Source organism: Clostridium sp. E02, assembly GCF_003833015.1.
In the GTDB taxonomy this organism is placed as follows: domain Bacteria; phylum Bacillota; class Clostridia; order Lachnospirales; family Lachnospiraceae; genus Lacrimispora.
Window position 1 is genome coordinate 1 of record NZ_RJLQ01000012.1, and the last position, 18675, is coordinate 18675.

Annotated in this window: 17 protein-coding genes, 9 tRNA genes and 1 rRNA gene; 21 read left to right on the plus strand and 6 right to left on the minus strand. The window is 39.9% G+C overall.

What is annotated here, in order from left to right; translation table 11 throughout:
• The 11 genes from EFT72_RS10240 to EFT72_RS10290 all read left to right on the plus strand — a co-directional run.
• Positions 1–109 (plus strand): 23S ribosomal RNA (locus tag EFT72_RS10240); the annotation flags it as partial.
• Between the two features lie 88 nt (positions 110–197).
• Positions 198–270: transfer RNA gene (locus EFT72_RS10245), tRNA-Asn, on the plus strand.
• Positions 271–274: 4 nt separating this feature from the next.
• Positions 275–346: transfer RNA gene (locus EFT72_RS10250), tRNA-Glu, on the plus strand.
• A gap of 6 nt (positions 347–352) precedes the next feature.
• Positions 353–425: transfer RNA gene (locus EFT72_RS10255), tRNA-Thr, on the plus strand.
• 35 nt (positions 426–460) lie between these two features.
• Positions 461–534: transfer RNA gene (locus EFT72_RS10260), tRNA-Ile, on the plus strand.
• A gap of 30 nt (positions 535–564) precedes the next feature.
• A tRNA-Asp gene (locus tag EFT72_RS10265) sits at positions 565–638 on the plus strand.
• 67 nt (positions 639–705) lie between these two features.
• Positions 706–778: transfer RNA gene (locus EFT72_RS10270), tRNA-Val, on the plus strand.
• Positions 779–801: 23 nt separating this feature from the next.
• Positions 802–887: transfer RNA gene (locus EFT72_RS10275), tRNA-Leu, on the plus strand.
• Between the two features lie 26 nt (positions 888–913).
• Positions 914–987 (plus strand) — tRNA-Arg (locus EFT72_RS10280).
• 186 nt (positions 988–1173) lie between these two features.
• Positions 1174–1247: transfer RNA gene (locus EFT72_RS10285), tRNA-Arg, on the plus strand.
• 138 nt (positions 1248–1385) lie between these two features.
• Positions 1386–2270 (plus strand): SH3 domain-containing C40 family peptidase, encoded by an 885-nt coding sequence (locus tag EFT72_RS10290; RefSeq protein WP_124066830.1) that lies wholly within the window; start codon positions 1386–1388, stop codon positions 2268–2270.
• A 75-nt stretch (positions 2271–2345) separates the two neighbouring features.
• Here EFT72_RS10290 and EFT72_RS10295 read toward each other — a convergent pair whose 3' ends face one another.
• A complete protein-coding gene (locus tag EFT72_RS10295; RefSeq protein WP_124066831.1) occupies positions 2346–3032 on the minus strand; it encodes a YjjG family noncanonical pyrimidine nucleotidase in 687 nt (228 codons plus the stop codon).
• A gap of 2 nt (positions 3033–3034) precedes the next feature.
• A complete protein-coding gene (locus tag EFT72_RS10300) occupies positions 3035–3673 on the minus strand; it encodes a hypothetical protein (protein ID WP_124066832.1) in 639 nt (212 codons plus the stop codon).
• 76 nt (positions 3674–3749) lie between these two features.
• On the opposite strand from EFT72_RS10300, the gene EFT72_RS10305 reads away from it, so the two are divergent.
• The 5 genes from EFT72_RS10305 to glyA all read left to right on the plus strand — a co-directional run bounded on the left by EFT72_RS10305 (position 3750) and on the right by glyA (position 9383).
• Positions 3750–4373, plus strand: a complete 624-nt coding sequence (locus EFT72_RS10305; RefSeq protein WP_124066833.1) for a cyclic nucleotide-binding domain-containing protein — start codon at positions 3750–3752, stop codon at positions 4371–4373.
• 104 nt (positions 4374–4477) lie between these two features.
• Positions 4478–5254, plus strand: coding sequence for a SprT family zinc-dependent metalloprotease (locus EFT72_RS10310; protein ID WP_243109992.1), 777 nt, complete (start codon positions 4478–4480; stop codon positions 5252–5254).
• Positions 5226–6335: an MCP four helix bundle domain-containing protein gene (locus tag EFT72_RS10315; protein ID WP_124066834.1), complete on the plus strand. Its 1110-nt coding sequence runs from the start codon at positions 5226–5228 to the stop codon at positions 6333–6335. Before EFT72_RS10310 ends, EFT72_RS10315 begins: the two co-directional genes overlap by 29 nt.
• Positions 6295–8007, plus strand: a complete 1713-nt coding sequence (gene recJ, locus EFT72_RS10320) for a single-stranded-DNA-specific exonuclease RecJ (protein WP_124066835.1) — start codon at positions 6295–6297, stop codon at positions 8005–8007. The genes EFT72_RS10315 and recJ overlap by 41 nt, the downstream gene beginning before the upstream one ends.
• A 131-nt stretch (positions 8008–8138) precedes the next feature.
• On the plus strand, positions 8139–9383 hold the full coding sequence (gene glyA, locus EFT72_RS10325) for a serine hydroxymethyltransferase (RefSeq protein WP_124066948.1): 1245 nt from the start codon (positions 8139–8141) through the stop codon (positions 9381–9383).
• Between the two features lie 70 nt (positions 9384–9453).
• On the opposite strand, the gene EFT72_RS10330 is transcribed toward glyA, so the two are convergent.
• Positions 9454–9624: a DUF1540 domain-containing protein gene (locus EFT72_RS10330; protein ID WP_124066836.1), complete on the minus strand. Its 171-nt coding sequence runs from the start codon at positions 9622–9624 to the stop codon at positions 9454–9456.
• Between the two features lie 99 nt (positions 9625–9723).
• Complete coding sequence (locus EFT72_RS10335; protein WP_124066837.1) at positions 9724–11154, minus strand: cell wall-binding protein; 1431 nt, start codon at positions 11152–11154, stop codon at positions 9724–9726.
• A 324-nt stretch (positions 11155–11478) separates the two neighbouring features.
• On the opposite strand from EFT72_RS10335, the gene EFT72_RS10340 reads away from it, so the two are divergent.
• Positions 11479–11958 (plus strand): DUF6323 family protein, encoded by a 480-nt coding sequence (locus EFT72_RS10340; RefSeq protein ID WP_124066838.1) that lies wholly within the window; start codon positions 11479–11481, stop codon positions 11956–11958.
• Entirely contained in the window at positions 11942–12793 is an 852-nt protein-coding gene (locus EFT72_RS10345) for a DUF6179 domain-containing protein (RefSeq protein WP_124066839.1), read from the plus strand. Before EFT72_RS10340 ends, EFT72_RS10345 begins: the two co-directional genes overlap by 17 nt.
• A 9-nt stretch (positions 12794–12802) precedes the next feature.
• Here EFT72_RS10345 and EFT72_RS10350 read toward each other — a convergent pair whose 3' ends face one another.
• Positions 12803–13597, minus strand: a complete 795-nt coding sequence (locus EFT72_RS10350) for a response regulator (RefSeq protein ID WP_347561874.1) — start codon at positions 13595–13597, stop codon at positions 12803–12805.
• Positions 13572–15449 (minus strand): sensor histidine kinase, encoded by a 1878-nt coding sequence (locus tag EFT72_RS10355; protein ID WP_243109993.1) that lies wholly within the window; start codon positions 15447–15449, stop codon positions 13572–13574. Before EFT72_RS10355 ends, EFT72_RS10350 begins: the two co-directional genes overlap by 26 nt.
• Before the next feature lie 184 nt (positions 15450–15633).
• Here EFT72_RS10355 and EFT72_RS10360 point away from each other — a divergent pair, with 184 nt between their 5' ends.
• From EFT72_RS10360 to EFT72_RS10370, 3 genes are read left to right on the plus strand one after another with little or no spacing between them, the layout of a single operon-like run.
• Positions 15634–16953 (plus strand): ABC transporter substrate-binding protein, encoded by a 1320-nt coding sequence (locus tag EFT72_RS10360; protein ID WP_124066840.1) that lies wholly within the window; start codon positions 15634–15636, stop codon positions 16951–16953.
• Positions 16954–16956: 3 nt separating this feature from the next.
• Positions 16957–17835, plus strand: a complete 879-nt coding sequence (locus EFT72_RS10365) for a sugar ABC transporter permease (RefSeq protein WP_124066841.1) — start codon at positions 16957–16959, stop codon at positions 17833–17835.
• On the plus strand, positions 17835–18662 hold the full coding sequence (locus tag EFT72_RS10370) for a carbohydrate ABC transporter permease (RefSeq protein WP_124066951.1): 828 nt from the start codon (positions 17835–17837) through the stop codon (positions 18660–18662). Before EFT72_RS10365 ends, EFT72_RS10370 begins: the two co-directional genes overlap by 1 nt.
• Positions 18663–18675 lie beyond the last annotated feature (13 nt).

Below are 18675 nucleotides of genomic sequence, written 5' to 3' on the forward strand. Positions count from 1 at the left end.
CCCATCGCAAGAGTAAGACCCCTTGAAGACGACGAGGTAGATAGGGCAGAGGTGGAAGCATGGCAACATGTGTAGCTGACTGTCACTAATAGGTCGAGGGCTTAACCAAGTTGGTTTAGGTAGAGATTACGGATGAATAGATATATAACAATGTGTGGTTTTGAGGGTATGTACCTCTATATGTAGTAAAGCAGTATTCCTTGATAGCTCAGTTGGTAGAGCAAACGGCTGTTAACCGTTGGGTCGTAGGTTCAAGTCCTACTCGGGGAGCGCTGGCCCCATGGTCAAGCGGTTAAGACATCGCCCTTTCACGGCGGTAACACGAGTTCGAATCTCGTTGGGGTCATTAATCGCCGATGTGGCTCAATTGGCAGAGCAGCTGATTTGTAATCAGCAGGTTATCGGTTCGAGTCCGATCATCGGCTTTTACAACTGAATATGCATCAGATTATAATATTTAGGACCTTTAGCTCAGTTGGTTAGAGCAACCGGCTCATAACCGGTCGGTCCTGGGTTCGAGTCCCCGAAGGTCCACTAAACACTGAACTAAATATTTGATAATCTGGCCTGGTGGCTCAGCTGGTTAGAGCGCCGCCCTGTCACGGCGGAGGTCGTGGGTTCGAATCCCATCCGGGTCGTTCTGTATTATGATACAGACAAAAAACCAGTAAGTAAGTCTTATTATTGCGCTTACTATATTTTTATGGGATCTTAGCTCAGCTGGGAGAGCATCTGCCTTACAAGCAGAGGGTCATAGGTTCGAGCCCTATAGGTCCCATTTCCATGAGAAATCATGAGAATGCCGGCGTGGCGGAACTGGCAGACGCACAGGACTTAAAATCCTGCGGGACTAATCTCCCGTACCGGTTCGATTCCGGTCGCCGGCATTGCCTTAATCGGCAATTCGTTATATGTGTGTGTAGCTCAGCTGGATAGAGCACTTGGCTACGGACCAAGGGGTCGGGAGTTCGAATCTTCTCACGCACGTAGGGAAAACCTTTGTTTTACAAGGGTTTGTAAAAAGAAAGGCATCCTGTAAAGGGTGCCTTTTTCGTATTTGACTAATATTATACCCGCCTGAATTAATTTATAACATATCAGAGTCCTTATTATTTCCATAACTTTACAAATAAAGAAAAAAGGTGTATAGTAACAATAAGAACTAATATATATGCGTTGGTAGCTCAGTTGGATAGAGCGTCTGGCTACGGACCAGAAGGCCGCGAGTTCGAATCTTGTCCGACGCATTGAAAAAAGTGACATAAATCCAGTCCGATTATCCTTTGGGATATTCGAGCTGGATTTTTTGTTTGAATAAACCATAGTATAATTGTATAGGTAAGATTCCTACACTGCTTTGCAGGAAGCCTAGAAAGGAGAAATGCATGGAATGCTTTGGAATCGCTGTAAAGCCCATAGTAACAGTATGGGATCGTCCTTTAGAAACTAAGTTACAGAAAGATAAAGGTATCATATCCGCCATTGCAGATGAACTTCTTTACGGTATGGAAGTTAAAATAATAGGAGAGGAGACAAATGGTTTTTATCCAGTGATGACATGGTATCACTATTTAGGCTATGTGAAAAAAGAGGAAATTAAAATCGTTTGTCTATCTGCAGCGGTAGACTGGGAGAATCAAGATCTTATGGTAACCGATGGCATGTTGTGCGATGTGCTTTCCATCCCTTCGGTACAGGGGATTAGACTTATTTCTTTGCCAAGGGGAGCTTTGTTACGCGTGCTAGAATCAGAACAAGTGGGTTGGTCAAAGGCTTTGTTATTAGACGGTTGTGAAGGTTATATAAAAAACCAGTATTTAAGAGAAAAAGAGTTTTCCCAATCAGGCTTGTGGACAGGGAGGCTTCCCCAGAAAAAGATTGTTGACGAAGAGGTATTTCGCAAAGCGGTTACAGATACAGCAAAACAATATCTAGGAACTCAGTATCGATGGGGGGGAAAATCATCACTAGGAATGGATTGCTCAGGATTAACTTCTGCTAGTTATTTTCTAAGTGGAATCCTTATCTTTCGGGATGCCAGAATTGAGCCAGGATATCCGGTACATGAAATCAGGAAAGAAGAGATGCTCCCAGGTGATTTAATGTATTTCCCTGGTCACATCGCAATGTATCTAGGCAATGGTTCTTATATCCATTCCACCGGATATCTTGGCCAAAGTGGTGTTGTCATAAACAGTTTAGATCCAAATAAAAAAGATTACAGACCCGATCTAATCAAACATTGGTATGCTTCTGGAAGTATATTTTAGCCAATGGTTGAATGGGCGTATTTCAATAGAGAAATCCCTCTCAGCCAATGTGGAGTTGGCACGAGAGGGATAGTATTACAAATGGAGCAATTCAGGTAGTTCCTTGATGTTATATGTAGCTTTTGAGACAGACGAGTCTGCGTAAGTTGAGTTGTGAAAGTGGTTAAAGTAGCAGGAATCGATACCAGCATGAATGGCACCTTGAATATCAGACGTCAGGCTGTCTCCTACCATTAGCGTTTCCTCTTTCTTAAAATCTATAATATGTGTAAAACAGTGTTCAAAAAAGTTTACATCCGGTTTCTCACTTCCAATGGCTTCCGAGATGAACATTCCATCAAACAATTGGTAGATTCCCGCTTGTTTGAGTCTTTGTACTTGAGTGGAGTAAACTCCGTTAGAGGCAGAGTATAACTTTTTCCCCTGCTGCTTTAATTGAGTCAAGGCCTCTTTTGCGTGGGGCATTAAGTCTGGACTGTTGCTTAATTGCTCCCGGTAGAAAAGCTCTGCCTCTTTCCCGTCTATCTCTTTTCCAAGTTCCTCAAAAAAAAGTTTGAAACGTGTAAAGAATAGTTCTTCCCGGTGTATGGTTCCTTGCTCCAATTGATTCCATAGGTTCCGATTTATTTTTTTATATTGTTCCAACAGACCAGGGATATATTTTATTTCATAAAATTCAATCACTTTCTGAAAGCCCCGTATTTCTGCGGCATTAAAATCCAAGATAGTATTGTCAAGATCTAGTAGGTAGGTTTGATACATGGTTAATCCTCCGTATTCCAATAGTTATGAAAAAAGTTGTAGCAAATTCCAAGAAGGGGAGATAGGAGTAAAATGCTGATTACCGTTCCTTCCCGGATCTGCGATGATATATGTGTAGTTAAGGTAAGAATCAGTGCCAATACTAGAAATATGACATCAAAACTCATACGGACAGCCGTAAATTTTTTGTGATACTTCTCGTTGATGGTCAGACAGAGACTCTCCAAAGGGAATTTGATAAATCCAATTGCAAGAACCGCCCCTAGGCTTACAGAGGCAATCAAAAGCCCCAAAAGGTACAAGATAACCCGAAAAACATAGGTTTCTGCGGAAAATGTAGATAGTACCTGATAGACAAAGAAATTAATGACCCAGCCATTTGTCAGGGTAGCAAGAATTTGGATGCCATCTTTATAGTTTAATTGGGTTTTCCGTAAAAGTAAATAGGTAATAAAAAACAGAGAATTGATTCCGTTAAGAATGGTTCCTACTTTTAAGGGAAACAAAGCAGTTAAAGTAATCGCAAGTGCATTTAGGACACTTTGCCCGATGGCTGCTTTTAATTGAAGAGAGATTCCAAATCCAAATAATAAAAATGCAAGGACAGAATAGAATATAAAACCGATGTTTTTCTTGTGCATTGTGTTCACCTCCAGAATATGATACCATAACAATAAATGAGATGACTATGAGAAATCTCATACTGAGGGATTGTTCATGAAAATATATGATAAGTGTGGAATACCGGAAAGCCTGTACCTAAAAGGAAGGGAACGTAGTTTTAAAAAAGGACAAAATATCTTTTTGGTGGACGAATCCATCAGCAGCTGTTATCTGATTCTTTCTGGAATGGTAAAGATATATATTGATCATGAGAATGGAAGAAGGTCGATTCTTGATTTTGTAGGAACCAATGACTGGCTGGGGGAGCTGTCGTTATTTTGTCAAGAAGATTATATTAAAGAGAATAAGGTTGTAGAAGAGTTATCCTGTCTGGAATTTGATTTAAAAGATTTGAAAGAGATGTGTAAAAAAGATGCGATGGTCTCTTTTTATTTCGCAGCTTATATTTCCAGAAAATTGATGGCAAGAAGCGTTCGACTCAGTGAATATTTAAATTATTCTCTAGAGAAACGACTCGCCTCATTTATCCTTTCGCACCAGCAAGATGGGAGATATCAGATTCCCCACACAGACCTATCCGAATACATGAATATCAGTTATCGGCATGTTTTATTTGTTATCAAAAAATTCTGTGATGAGGGCATACTAAAAAAAGAAGAAGGTTATTTCATCACTGACTTTAAAAAATTGGAGAGCATGGCAGAAAGTTCTCAATGATATAAAAAGTTTTCTATTGTTTCCTTCGACATTTTTCGTTATAATTGGGAACAGAACCTTTTTGACAGTAAGATAAGTATAGATAGTGGTTAGGAGTGGATTTTATGATTACAGGGAAGAAAAGGGAAAGTATGATAGGGATGTCTGGGATATTATCTTTTGAAGATGGAACGGAATGTACCTATGAAATCATAAGATCCAATCGGCGGACTGGAGCATTGCAGGTATCTAAAGAAGGAAATGTTATAGTTAGGATCCCCATAAGCCAGTCAGAGGTGTATGGTCATAAATTGATAAAGAATCACAGTAGTTGGGTTTATGAGAAACAAAAAAAGGCAAAGGAAAGCATGATAAGAGCCAATTCGTTTCAGTGGAAAGATAGCTCAGAGGTACTTCTCTTTGGAAAAAACCGGACGCTGCATGTAAATTCGGAATTTAATCAATTAAGTTTTCAAGTGCAGGAGACAGAAAAACAGCTTATAATAACAGGTCCAATCGGGTTAGATCTCCATGAGGTCGAAAGTTCTGCTTTAAAAAAATTGCTGATTCAGTGGTATCAGAAACGGGCAGTCGATTATCTATATGATAAAACAAAACACTGGGCAAGGATCATGAAGATTGATTATGGAAAGATTACCATACGAGATCAGGCAACCCGTTGGGGAAGCTGCAGTGGATCTGGGAATCTAAGCTTTAATTGGAGACTGGTTTTGTTACCAGAAGAACTGGCGGATTATGTGGTGATACATGAACTGGCTCATCGAACACATATGAATCATTCCATTGATTTTTGGAAAACTGTGGAGAAAATAATCCCGGATTACCGGTCAAGAAGGAGAACATTAAGGAGTTATGAAAGTGAAATCTATCAGAAATATTAAAATTAAAACAAAACTTCTGCTGTTGGGAGCAATCAGTATCTTGGGATTAGTTGTTATTGGGGCGGAATCCGTCATTACTGCAAAAAAAATAAACGATGCCAGTACGGAGATATCACAGACTTGGATACCCGCGATTATCATTGCGGAGAAATTGAATGCAATTACGTCTGACTATCGAATGAAAGAATATAATCATGTGATATCAACAGATGATGAATATAAGGATCAGTTGGAAAAGGAGATGAAACATAATAAAGAAGAGATCAGACAGGAGTTCTCTTCTTACGAGTTTTATATTACAGACGAATCTGACAGGCAGCAGATGAAGGAAGCAAAAGGATATTGGCAGAAGTATTTAAAATGCAGTGACGGGCTTTTAAAGTTAAGCCGGGCAAACGATACCAAAAGTGCAACAGAGTTAATCATAGGACAATCCCAGCAATTATTTGATAAATCCAGCAATGAGTTTGTAAAGGTGGTGGAATTTAACCGGAAGGGGTCTGAGGCGGCAAGCAGGGAAGGCGATCATTTGTATGAGCGTCTGGCTAGATTGAAAATATTGATGGTAGGTCTGGTGGGAACGGTAATTTCTCTTCTGGTGATTTATATTATCATAGCAATTGATAAACCAGTGAAAGCTCTGGTTGAAGGAACCAGACGGGCAGCCAATGGAGATTTGAACGTACATCTTACCTATCGTTCCGAGGATGAGATTGGAATACTGACCCGATCGGTAAACGAGCTCATAGTTCGGCTTCAGTCCATAATTGATGATGAAAAATACTTACTTCGGGAAATTGGTAGTGAGAATTTTAGGGTCAAATCCAATTGTGAACAGGCATATCGGGGGGACTTTGCGTCCATTCTCTATTCCATTACTGGTCTGATGAACCGATTAAATGCGGCGAAAGATAGAAAAGAAGGAAAAGTTCCGGAAAAACTGGCAGGTGATAAGGCATTAAAAGATGTAATAGAAAAGATAGATATCAAAGACATAGAAGATAAGGCATTTGAAGAAGCATTTAAGGAGATGATTAATCATGGCAGCAGAGAGATGGATGCTTCAGACAAAACGCGCTGATTTTAATGAGATAGGCAGATGCCATCATATCTCGCCGGTTACAGCTAGAGTCATCAGAAACCGAGATGTGATCGGGAATGAATCGGTGAAAAAGTATTTACATGGCAGCATCGAGGATCTCTATAGTCCACATTTGTTAAAGGGTATGGATGTTACAGTTAAGACATTGTTGAAAAAAATTCAAGAATCCAAACGGATTCGTATTGTAGGAGACTATGATATTGACGGGATTTGTTCCACGTATTTGTTGTATCAGGCACTAAAGGAAGCAGGGGCTGTGGTAGACTATGAAATACCAGATCGGATTAAAGATGGGTATGGAATGAATGAATCCATCGTTATGGCAGCGGCTAAAGATCAAGTGGATACCATATTAACTTGTGATAATGGAATTGCTGCAGTGGACCAGATTAAACTGGCAAAAGAACTGGGACTAACGGTACTCGTAACGGATCATCATGACATTAGAAAAGAGGAGGGGGAGGAGATACTCCCTCCCGCAGATGCGATTATCAATCCAAAACAAAAGGCATGCCAATATCCATATCCAGAAATCTGTGGAGGTTTGGTTGCTTTTAAACTCGTGCAGGCACTGTATGAAGCCTGTAACATCCCCATGGAGAAATGGCTGGAGATGTTAGAATTTGCAGCCATTGCAACGGTTGGTGATGTGATGAAGCTTCAGGATGAGAATCGAATTATTGTTAAAGAAGGGCTAAAAAGGATTGGTAAAACAAAAAGTCTGGGACTGCTTAAACTTATTGAAGCCAATAATCTGGATCCAAACAATATCAATGCCTATCAGGTTGGATTTGTAATAGGCCCCTGTTTGAATGCAGGTGGTCGCCTAATGACTGCGAAGCTGGCATTAACTTTGTTACTTAGCCGGAAGGAAGAAGAAGCTAAAAAGCTGGCGCTTGAACTAAAAGATCTGAATGATAAACGGAAAGAAATGACAAAACAGGGAACGAAAGAAGCCATAGAACAGGTAGAAGAAAAGTATGCTAAAGACCATGTTTTGGTGGTTTATCTTCCAGACTGTCATGAATCCTTAGCTGGAATCATAGCGGGTCGGTTGAGAGAAAACTATGAAAAACCAGCAATCGTTTTGACAGATGGGGAAGTGAATGTGAAAGGTTCTGGTCGTTCCATAGATTCCTATCATATGTTTGATGGACTGAACAAGGTAAAGGATCTTCTTTTGAAATTTGGTGGGCATCCAATGGCAGCAGGATTGTCTCTTCAAAAAGAGAATATAGATAAACTTCGCATCTGTTTAAATCAGCAGGCAGAGTTAACGGAAGATAATTTCGTCCGGAATATTTGGATCGACGTAGCTATGCCTCTGGATTACATAAGTGAATCTTTCGTCACAGAGCTGGAACTTTTAGAACCCTATGGACATGGGAATGAGAAACCGCTGTTTGCTCAAAAAGGGTTATACATAAGAAGCCTTCGGGTGTTAGGAAAGAATCGAAATGTAATTAAATTTTCGCTTGCTTCTGCCAAAGGAACGCCGTTAGTTGGGGTACTATTTACCGATGGAGATGCTTTTTTGAAAGAACTTGGTGACAGACGAAACCTAGATGCAATTTATTATCCAGATGTCAATGAATACAATGGGAATAAAACGCTTCAGATTGTGATTCGCAATTATAAAATAAGCGGATAAGTACAGAATGAAATGGATTGTATAAAATCAATAATGAGAAAAACTTGACATAGGAAAGAAGTATGCTATATAATCTAGCAAAATGGAAAAAATAATGAGGTACAAAAATTAGGAAAAGCGAGGAAATGGACATGGTAAATGAGGTAATGGAGTTTATCACTGGTTTTGATCAGGAAGTTGGAGAGGCCATTGAAAAAGAATGTGCACGTCAAAGAAATAATCTGGAACTGATCGCATCAGAAAACATTGTTTCAGAACCAGTCATGATGGCTATGGGCACGGTTCTTACCAATAAGTATGCGGAAGGGTATCCAGGTAAGCGCTATTATGGCGGTTGCGAAGATGTGGACATTGTAGAAACAATTGCCATAGATCGTGCCAAGAAATTATTTGGCTGTGATTATGTAAATGTTCAGCCTCATTCTGGAGCTCAGGCGAATATGGCCGTATTTATTGCTATGTTAAAACCTGGAGATACCGTGATGGGAATGAATCTCGATCATGGTGGTCATTTAACCCATGGAAGTCCTGTTAACTTTTCCGGTATGTACTTCAATATCGTACCTTACGGTGTGAACGATGAGGGATACTTAGATTATGATGAGATGGAACGCCTTGCAATGGAGCATAAGCCGAAACTGATCGTTGCAGGTGCCAGTGCTTATGGAAGAGCCATAGATTTTAAACGATTCAGAGAAGTCGCTGACAAAGCAGGCGCATATCTGATGGTAGATATGGCACATATTGCAGGTCTCGTTGCAGCCGGGCTTCATGAAAGCCCGATTCCTTATGCAGATGTCGTGACTACTACCACTCACAAGACCCTAAGAGGTCCCAGAGGAGGTATGATATTAGCAAATCAGGAAGCAGCAGATAAGTTTAATTTTAATAAAGCAATATTCCCAGGAACCCAGGGAGGCCCCCTGGAACATGTGATTGCAGGAAAGGCAGTCTGCTTAGGGGAAGCTTTAAAGCCAGAATTTAAGGCTTATCAGGAACAGGTAGTTAAAAATGCAAAAGCACTTGCCAAGGCATTGATCAAGCAGGGATTTCATATTTTAACAGGTGGTACGGACAATCATTTGATGTTAATTGATTTAAAAGGGCTGGAAGTTACAGGAAAAGAGCTTCAAAACCGATGCGATGAAGTCTTTATTACACTAAATAAAAATGCAGTACCAAATGATCCGAGAAGTCCTTTTGTTACTTCTGGAGTCCGGATCGGAACGCCTGCCATTACTTCTAGAGGCTTAAAGGAAGAGGATATGGAAAAGATTGCAGAGTGCATCTGGTTGACTGCCGTTGACTTTGAGAACAAAGCAGATTCTATAAGAAGTGAAGTAACAAAAATTTGCAATAAATATCCGTTGTATTAGAATTAATATAAAAACAGCTGTATCATCTCAACGATGACACAGCTGTTTTTATATTTTAGCTCTGTAAAAATTATGCCTGATTTCGGAAAGATTCACAGTCTGTACACTCTTTTTTTGTCGGATTCTGTTCGTGTGTGCCGACCATAATCTTGTCTAAAGTACAATAATTTTCACTTTTTGCATGATGCGAGCAGTTGTTAATGGAACATTGAATGCATTCGTTTTTTCCGTTTACTAACATAGATAAACCCTCCTTAGTTGATTGGCTCCTCTATTATTGTTAGCATACATGGATCGAATTATTATGGGAATATTATCTTTTTTTAATTAATAATAATCATTAAAACTTTTCATAACTGGAATCAATGATAATGCCATTTTTGTCGGTAATATAGTATTTATCATCGCCATCTTTGACATTCTTTCTGTTTTTTACGATTTTACCAGAAGTTTTAATTAAATAATCGTTTCCATTGTAATTTACGACCCTGTACCTTTCGTAACGATCAGCTTCTAGCATACGACCGTGAATATAGATCCGATCATCGTTGATTTTATTATATCCGGCACCTTTGTAGCTGCCAGCTCGACGGAAGTTATAAGTGTATTTTTCACCATCGATTTTAAGGGTAGTTCTTCCAGTTTCCATGGCACCTTCTTTTGGAGAATTTCCAAAGTAAAATACCATACAATCTTCATCGGCTTCTGGAAGATCATCCTCTGACTCAATTTCTTCATAGGAAATAATCCTTCTATCGCTATCGAAGTTAAGTTTATAGAGTCCGTGAAGCATTTCTCCATATTCGTTAAAGCCATATTTTATGCCATTGATGGATTTGATCTGGCTGGTGACTAGGTCTCCACTGTTGTCAGAATAGAACCAGTATTCAGTTCCATCGTCATAGCCTTCTTCATCAATCTCCTCACTGGGAACTGTTTTAAACCAGCCTTTGGCAAGCCAGCACTGAGACGGTAGATTATAGTACTGGTTGGGAGAACTTGCAGTGGAAGCCGTTGAGGTAGTTCCAGATGGAATTTCATACCATTCTGATTCAGCGGCACCGTATTCATTGAACCGATATTTTTTGCCATTGATGGTCTTTTTCGCATCTTCCATTTTCTTCCCATTGGATTTAAAATAGAACCAGTAAGCCCCATCAAAATTATAGGTGTCATTCTCGTCATCTTCCACTTTAAGGTGCTTCCAGCCCTTAGACTGCGCTCCATCATCGGAATTGCCACAGTAGTATACGCCATCTTTCCAGGCATCCTCACCGGTAATTCGGGTTGATTCTCCATCTACCCAGCCATACAACATACGCCCTTCTGAATCAAAGGCATAATCATAGGAGGTACCCGTTGAAATCGGTATAGAACGGAAGGAAGTTCTGCCGGAATTAGGAGATTTATAGGCTTTGCCGTTCCCACCAAAGTAATACCAATAGGTATACGGTGAGTCTTCATCCTCATAGTCAGATGGAATGGATCTCCATTCATTGGTAACCATAGCACCTGCGGAATTCACATAATAGTAACTATCATCATATTCGATGATCCGACTGGTTGCAAGTTCTCCATCTGAATCCAGATAAAACCAACTGTTTCCCGATTTCCTCCAGGACTGTGTGGTTAAATCCCCATAATTATCGTAGTATACCCAGGAATTATTTTCCTGTGCCCAGCCTGGCGCTGCCAACGATGTCATAGAAGCACCTATGGTAAAAAGCGCAGCAGCGCAAGGGATGATCCATTTCATTTTCTGTTTTTTCATATACAGTCTCCTTTCATAACGCCCTCATGTTTCCTTCAGTCAGTGTTACCTGCTGATGTCTCGACTTTAAACCATGGAGTAGATCCAGGGTCAAGGGAAGTTAAAAATGCGTAAGAATGCGTAAGAAATACTGCATTTCTTAAGAATTATGTAATGAAATAATCCGTATTTCGAATCATAATAGAATAAAATCAAAAAAAAAGAGACAGGTTTTTTCCTATCTCTTATGCACTTATTATAGCACAAAAATAATATTTTTTCAAGTCTTGTAATGATAGGATAACAAGCGTAGACTTAGGATCTATCAGAGAAAGGAGTGAGTGTATGGATTATAAAAATTGGTTGGTGTCGTTTGATGAGAGCCGTCAGCTTGTTACTTTAAGTGACCTCAATGAATATTCAAAAAAATTTGGATTGGTATTAACGCAGGAAGAGTCAGCACTTCTATTAAGAGAGAGGACAGAGGCTTTAAAACAACAGCAGCGTGTGGAATTTGGAGATGGAATTCTTCCAAAACTGATTGTAGCATTCTGTGATTCTCCTTATCTATATCAGGATAATTATGTGGATACTTTGGGACGTCTACAGGAGATATTTTACTACTATAAAAATGAATTTATGGATGAAATTACAGATGATGAATTGATTGAACGGATGAAAATGTTGTACGATGGAATCGGTCAGGGAAGTCTTGACTATATGGAGGAGACAGGGTTAGAAGGGCTTGCAAGGAGATCCCGTTTTGGACATGGGCAATATGAGGAAAAAGTTGAAGGTGGTGATGGGGATGAAGATGGATATTAAGATGGAAGAGTTGATACAGATTGTTGCGTATTTAACTGATAAGTATACAAGCAAAGAAAGTACATCCATCACCTATGAGAGGGCGAGTCAACTAATGGAAGCCGTTTTATATTGCATCCATGAATATGAGCAGCAGGAGTGCCATAAGGAACAACTTTTTAAGGAAGGCTGCCTGAATGGGAGAATGGTATATGACCGGGGATATGAACTGGTGCTTGAAAAAATGAGGGAGGCAAAGGACCGGTATAACCAAATCATAACAGAGTTCAGTTCTTATGGAAACAGATGTTATTATGATACGTTTGCGATTGGGATTCCTTCTTTCTTCCTTTCTTATGATCCTCGATTTGAACCTCAAAATCATATTCTTACCTTAGATTATCCGGTTCTAAAATCAGTGGATGAATTCTGCGGAGTGGATGCAGTCGACCTCTATATTAAGAATATTGGTCTTGAGCAGTTATTTCTTGGAAAATTGCCAGATGAATTTATACAGCATGTGCTAAGGGCCTGTTATCCGGATTATGAAGAACTTTTTTTCAATCTTACAGGAATTGTGTTCAGGAATCTGCTGGGCTGTCGGATCGCTGGTAAGAACGCCGATATCCGCAGATATACGCATCTTGAAATAGAACGGTTAAAGGATTTTGTAAATCACAATACGGTAGATTCATTGGAGATGAACCTTTGTTTTTTTACCGATCAACTGATGGACATTGGCTTCAATGGAGATTCTAAATTAGCAGAGTATTTAAAGGCTGATTTGCATAATTTTAGCTTTGAACTAAAAAATGCAGGGGAGAATGGATGTCTTAATGTCCTGCTTGCTCTATGACTGGAGGGATCAGAAAGAGGGGGGATCAAGAGACTCATTTTTGGGGATTTGGTTTCGAAATTCACTTGGTTGAATTCCCGTATAGGTTTTAAAAACCCGGCTGAAATAAAATCCGTCTTTGTATCCAACCAGTTCTCCAATCATATGGATTTCAAGTTCCGGCTTGTTTAATAGAAGTCGTTTTGCCTCATTCAGACGCAATTTTGTTAAATACTTGAGTGGAGATTCTCCCGTATTTTTTTTGAATATTTTACCCAGATATTCCGGAGTAAATCCAAACTTATCCGCCAGCTCCTGAAAGGAAATATCCTGTTTATAATTTTCCTTCAGATAGGTTTCAAACAGGTTGTAGATGGACTTCTGGTCTAGTTTGCTGTTGCTTGAGCAATATGAGTCTAAATTGCGATATTCAGAGCCCATGGCTATCATGATTTTAGATAAGGATTCCAAAAGGGATTCTAAAGTCACTGGTTTAAGCAAGTAATCAGAAACTCCATAGTGGAGCGCTGACTGCGCATAGGAGAAATCACTGTATCCGCTTAAAATAATGATTTTAGTACTGGGATGGTTTTTTTGAAGATAATGGGCGAGTTTTAGTCCATCGAATTGAGGCATACGGATGTCCGTAATGACCAGATCAGGGAAGTGTTCTTTCACAAGAACGAGGGCATCCATTCCGTTTGAAGCTTCCCCTGCCAGGGAAAAAGGCAGGTTTAATGATGTTATTTTTTTAACCAGATTTTGTCGAATCAAAGATTCATCTTCCACTACGATATAGTTATAATTTGAGATGTTGTTCATCATATTCCTCCCTTGAGCGGTATAAGGGACCGCCTAGAATAAAAATTGTTTTCCCAGGCTTAAGCTGATCAATGGAAAACACTGCTTTGTCTCCATAGAGCAATTTGAGCCGCAGATAAACATTTTTCAGTCCGAGTCCACCAATTTCCATGGACTTTAATTCTTCTTTGAGATCTAAATTTTGGTATTGGTCTAATAGTTCATTTTTTCTTTCCTCATTTAAAGTTCCACCGTTATCTTCAATTCTTATAATCCAGGATTCCCCCTCTATGGTAGAGGTAAGATGAAGCCTCCAGGGGGGCGGAATCTGAAAGGCATATTTAAAAGCATTCTCCACAATTGGTTGTGTGATTAGTTTGGGGATGTAAAGTTTTTTGGATTCTTCTGTCATTTCAAACGTATAATCAAGTTCCTCAATGAACCGAAGTTGCATGCACTCTAAGTATCGGCGCGTGTAAAAAAATTCTTCTTCTATGGGGACAAATATCTCCTTGGAAGCTGATATGTATCGAAAGTAATCACAGAGAGCCAGGCACATGTGACTGATGTCATCGTTCATGCCTTCCTCTGCCATCACGCTCATATTGGTAAGGCAGTTATAAAGAAAATGCGGATTGACCAGTGACTGTGTGGCTTGGAGCTTGGCTCGGGTTTCTTCGGTGCGGGAGAGCAAGGCTTCCTGGGTAGTGAACCGTAGTTTTTCATACATCATACGGATGGATTCACAGAGCTGGGAGACTTCTTTAATCTGGCTGTCTGCGGAAGTGAGATTTACTTTTGTTTCGTCAAGAACCCGGTTGATGGTGATCTTATTGGCAGCATTTGTTAACTTTTGAAGTGGAGCTGTAAGTTTTTTTGATATGGTAAAACAGATAAGCAGAGTAAGTAAGATAGACAGGCTTCCAATAAGCAAAAAAATCAGCCGTAAGTTCTGCAATTGTTTGTAAACCGCTGCTTTTGGCCTTACCATAATAACGGTCCAATCATAGGCTCTAATGCTCTGCCAGGTAAGCAGATAAGAGATTCTCTCGCTGGTTTGCAACAGGCGGGAAGTCTGCTCTGGAAGTCCAGTACTTTGAACTTTTTTAAAAAAATCTGTCTCTGGTGCCGGTGAGTTATAAGGATAAACCAGTTCTTGTCTCGAATTATAGATATAAATGGTGCTGTCTGGATTCTGGTTCTCTAACTGGGAGGCAAGAGAAAAGATTTTTCCACAGTCGTAAACCACTTCTGCAATGCCCTCTGGTTTACCAGAAGAATCCAAAAAAAGACGGACAAGAGAGATGAATTTCTGGGACTCCTGGTTCTCGCCCTTGGCTGGAAGGTCTTTGTTTACAATGGGAGGGGTAATGAATTTATAACCGTTTAAGAGCATGGTATCTTGATACCATGTTTTCTTTTCTAGATTCACAGAAGTAGTCCTCTGTGTGTATCCGGACTCCACACAGGAGCCGTCTAAGGTATATAGATTGATGGAAGCCGCACTTTGATAAGCGCCGATCATAGCCGTGATGACGTCTTGTATGGCTTTTACATGATCATGAGAGGCTACCATCTCTCTTGGAGTGATGTATCTTTTTTGGGAAAGTTCAGAAAATTCCCTAAAATTTGTTTTAATGGCATTGGAATAAACAAGGTTCATGGATATGGTAGAGAGATTGTCTAGTTGAAGTTCAACCGAGTTTTTTACAGAAGCGCACATATTATTCAAATCTTTCGCAGCTTCCTCCCGTGCATTTTTTTGGTAGTGATCATAGGTAAAAAGAAAAAAAACACTCATAAGGCAGAGGATTAAAAACCCGTAAATCACGAAAAGATATATGTGTTGAGAATAACGCTTCATCCTTTTTTTCATGGATGTCACCCTCCTATGCAGTGTATTATACAAAACAGTTCAAAAAAATGCAATTGTAAGTTATGAATTGTCTATTTTTCACAAGATATAATCGTGTTATGATAGTATTACTACATAATAATTACATTTTGTTCAAGAACTGGAACGTGCGATAAATAAAAATAGCTGAAAAGGAGAACAAGGCATGAAAAAGAATGGAAAGAGATTCATTGGCTGTATACTGGCAGCAGGATTGGCAATGAGTTTAGTTACAGGTTGTGTTTCACAAAAGATGGCAGCGGGAACAGAAGAGGATAAGAAGGTGACACTGACGTTTGGCAGTCACCAGAGCGGACTTCCAACGTCTGGAATCGTGCAGCAGATTGCCAAGGATTTTGAAGCAGAGACTGGAATTAAAATTGATTTTCAGATATCACCAGATGCGCAGTGGCGGGATTTGATCAAGGTGAAATTAGATTCTGGAGAGGCACCTGATATTATCTGTGTGGATACTCCCATTGGTTTGGCTTCCAGCCTTCATATGGATCAGTATTGTGTGGAACTAACGAACCAGCCATGGGTAAACCGCATAGAAAAAACAACACTTGCAGCCGTAAGCGTAGAGGATAAGGTTTATGGAATCACCTTTCCGGGGGCGAAGATGTACTTCTACTTATACAATAAGGACATTTTTAAATCCTTAGGACTTTCAATACCAACGACTTACAACGAATGGAAAGATGACTGCCAGAAAATTAAGGATGCCGGTTATACGCCTGTCTATGAAGCCACTACCAATGGTTGGCATCAGGTTCTTCCATTGTTTGAAACCGGAGGATTATGGCAGGAGCAGGACCCGGATATCTATCAGAAATTAAATGCAAATAAAATTGATTTAGATGAGATTCCTTCTCTCTTAACTATCTTAAAAGAACTGGATGAATGTGCGAAAGCCGGGTATTTTGGAGAGGATTATTTAAGCAATGCATGGGAAAATTCAAAAGAAGCGATGGCAACAGAGCGCTGTGCTATGACCATTGCAGAATTGGGTATGCGCGTCCAGATTGAAAAAGAGTACCCAGAATTTAAGGCGACAGAAAAATTAGGTGCTTTTATTATGCCATGGGGAGATAACCAGATCGTTGGGGTAAATCCTGCAAGTAACGCATATTTTATTAACAAGGATTGCAAATATCCAGAGGAAGCAAAGAAGTTCTTTGAATTTTTAGCAAGACCAGAAAATTTACAAAAGAGGCTGGATGGACAGCCAGAATTGAGTGCACTGTGCTGGCCGGAGATCAAAAGCAAATATACAAAGGAGGACCAAGATTTTTTAGATTCTTTAAAAAAAGCAAACGTGGTGCAGACATCTGTAAATTACATTGACAGTCAGTGGATGGATGTGGGGAAAGATTTAGAGGCAATGTATACGGGAGCTTCCACGCCAGAAGAGGTACTGAAAACCATAATGGACAGACGGATAGAACAAGCGAAACTACAAAAGGATCCGGGCTGGGTGAAATAAATTATGAATAAAAAAAAATTATATCCATGGTATTTTGCTGCAGGAGCTGCTTTTCTCTATTTCTTGCTGTGTTTTGTTCCTGGGGTTTTAGGAATCGCTTATTCTTTTACGGATTGGAATAATTTTAGCAATGAGATTAATTTTGTAGGATTTAGTAATTATAAAGCAGTGTTTCAGGGGAATTCCGAATATTTAAAATACATAGGGAACACAATCTGGTTCACCGTCTTCACAACTATCATGAAAACCATCTTTGGATTGGCTTTGGCGCTTCTTTTGACCCAGAAATTCATTCGGTTTCAGAATTTTCACCGCATGATTATTTTTTCACCTCAGGTGATGTCTTACCTAGTAGTCGGTCTCGTGTTTAAAAGTATGTTACATCCCACAACCGGATTTTTCAATCATATGTTAAGAAGTATGGGACTGGGTGGACTGGCAAAAAGCTGGCTGACGGATTTAAGTCTTGTTTTTCCCACTGTCATGATGGTAGATACGTGGAAGGGCATGGGATATATCATGGTGGTGGTAATCGCAGGGCTATTATCGGTTTCCCCGGAATATTATGAGGCGGCTAGTATGGACGGTGCCAGCTTTTTCCAAAAATTATGGAGTATCACATTGCCACTGTTAAAACCGGTTCTTGTCAATGTGACCATACTAAACGTAACCTATGGCTTACGAGTATTTGATATGATTTATTCCCTGACAAACGGTGGACCTGGCAATGCAACAGGTGTGATTAATACAGCTGTTTACAAGGAATTTTCAAAGGGAAATCTGGCCATGGGAACCACATTATCAAGCATCCTTTTCTTTGTAGTTCTAGCATTGTTATACTTTATCATCAAATCCATGGAACATAAGGAGGTGGAAGTATGATGGGGAAAACTGGGAAAATCATGAGGGGTATCATTGGCAATGTGGTAACGGTATGTATTAGTTTGATTGTGCTTCTTCCTCTGGCTGTCTTGTTTCTGAATTCGTTTAAAACTTCGGCGCAAGCAAACCGAATGACATTGTCAATCCCTACGAAGTGGATGTTTGCAAACTATGGGAAGGTAATTCAGCAGGGAAAGCTGTTCTCTTCTTTTTTAAACGGTCTTTTATATGCGGCCGGCAGTGTTACCATCATCGTGATTGTGGTGTCAGCGGCTGCTTTTGTAATTGCAAGAAATCAGAAGGGCGTGAACCGATTCCTTTACTACTTTATAATCTCCGGGATTGCCATGCCCATAAATAATGTTGCACTTATGAAGGTTATGCAGGCTTTACATTTGGTGAATACCAGGTTTGGAATTATTCTTCTTTATGCCGCCATTAATATTCCCCTTAGTCTGTTTCTGGCATTTGGTTTTGTTGAAACCATACCAAGGGAAGTCGACGAAGCTGCAGTGATTGATGGGTGTGGCCCCCACCAGTTATTTGTAAGAGTCATTGCTCCAATGCTAAAGCCAATCGTATCAACCTTATTTATTCTCGATTTTATGGCGGTGTGGAATGACTTTACCATGCCGTTGTATTACTTAAATAATTCTAGGAAATGGCCCATGACTCTGGCTGTGTATAACTTTTTTGGGGCATTTGAACATTCTTGGAACCTAGTAGCAGCAGATATCATTCTGACTCTGGCTCCGGTGCTGCTGGTATTTATCATAGGGCAAAAATATATTGTAGGAGGCGTATCTGCAGGTTCGGTTAAGGGATAGCAGACAGGAGGTA

Excerpts from the sequence above, each read along its gene's own strand:
- EFT72_RS10300 (WP_124066832.1), bottom strand. The coding sequence starts at position 3,673 with ATGCACAAGAAAAACATCGGTTTTATATTCTATTCTGTCCTTGCATTT.
- EFT72_RS10360 (WP_124066840.1), top strand. The coding sequence starts at position 15,634 with ATGAAAAAGAATGGAAAGAGATTCATTGGCTGTATACTGGCAGCAGGA.
- recJ (WP_124066835.1), top strand. The coding sequence starts at position 6,295 with ATGGCAGCAGAGAGATGGATGCTTCAGACAAAACGCGCTGATTTTAAT.
- EFT72_RS10295 (WP_124066831.1), bottom strand. The coding sequence starts at position 3,032 with ATGTATCAAACCTACCTACTAGATCTTGACAATACTATCTTGGATTTT.
- EFT72_RS10340 (WP_124066838.1), top strand. The coding sequence starts at position 11,479 with ATGGATTATAAAAATTGGTTGGTGTCGTTTGATGAGAGCCGTCAGCTT.
- EFT72_RS10305 (WP_124066833.1), top strand. The coding sequence starts at position 3,750 with ATGAAAATATATGATAAGTGTGGAATACCGGAAAGCCTGTACCTAAAA.
- EFT72_RS10365 (WP_124066841.1), top strand. The coding sequence starts at position 16,957 with ATGAATAAAAAAAAATTATATCCATGGTATTTTGCTGCAGGAGCTGCT.
- EFT72_RS10370 (WP_124066951.1), top strand. The coding sequence starts at position 17,835 with ATGGGGAAAACTGGGAAAATCATGAGGGGTATCATTGGCAATGTGGTA.
- EFT72_RS10310 (WP_243109992.1), top strand. The coding sequence starts at position 4,478 with ATGATTACAGGGAAGAAAAGGGAAAGTATGATAGGGATGTCTGGGATA.
- EFT72_RS10330 (WP_124066836.1), bottom strand. The coding sequence starts at position 9,624 with ATGTTAGTAAACGGAAAAAACGAATGCATTCAATGTTCCATTAACAAC.
- EFT72_RS10350 (WP_347561874.1), bottom strand. The coding sequence starts at position 13,597 with ATGATGAACAACATCTCAAATTATAACTATATCGTAGTGGAAGATGAA.
- EFT72_RS10315 (WP_124066834.1), top strand. The coding sequence starts at position 5,226 with ATGAAAGTGAAATCTATCAGAAATATTAAAATTAAAACAAAACTTCTG.
- EFT72_RS10355 (WP_243109993.1), bottom strand. The coding sequence starts at position 15,449 with ATGAAAAAAAGGATGAAGCGTTATTCTCAACACATATATCTTTTCGTG.
- EFT72_RS10290 (WP_124066830.1), top strand. The coding sequence starts at position 1,386 with ATGGAATGCTTTGGAATCGCTGTAAAGCCCATAGTAACAGTATGGGAT.
- EFT72_RS10335 (WP_124066837.1), bottom strand. The coding sequence starts at position 11,154 with ATGAAAAAACAGAAAATGAAATGGATCATCCCTTGCGCTGCTGCGCTT.
- EFT72_RS10345 (WP_124066839.1), top strand. The coding sequence starts at position 11,942 with ATGAAGATGGATATTAAGATGGAAGAGTTGATACAGATTGTTGCGTAT.
- glyA (WP_124066948.1), top strand. The coding sequence starts at position 8,139 with ATGGTAAATGAGGTAATGGAGTTTATCACTGGTTTTGATCAGGAAGTT.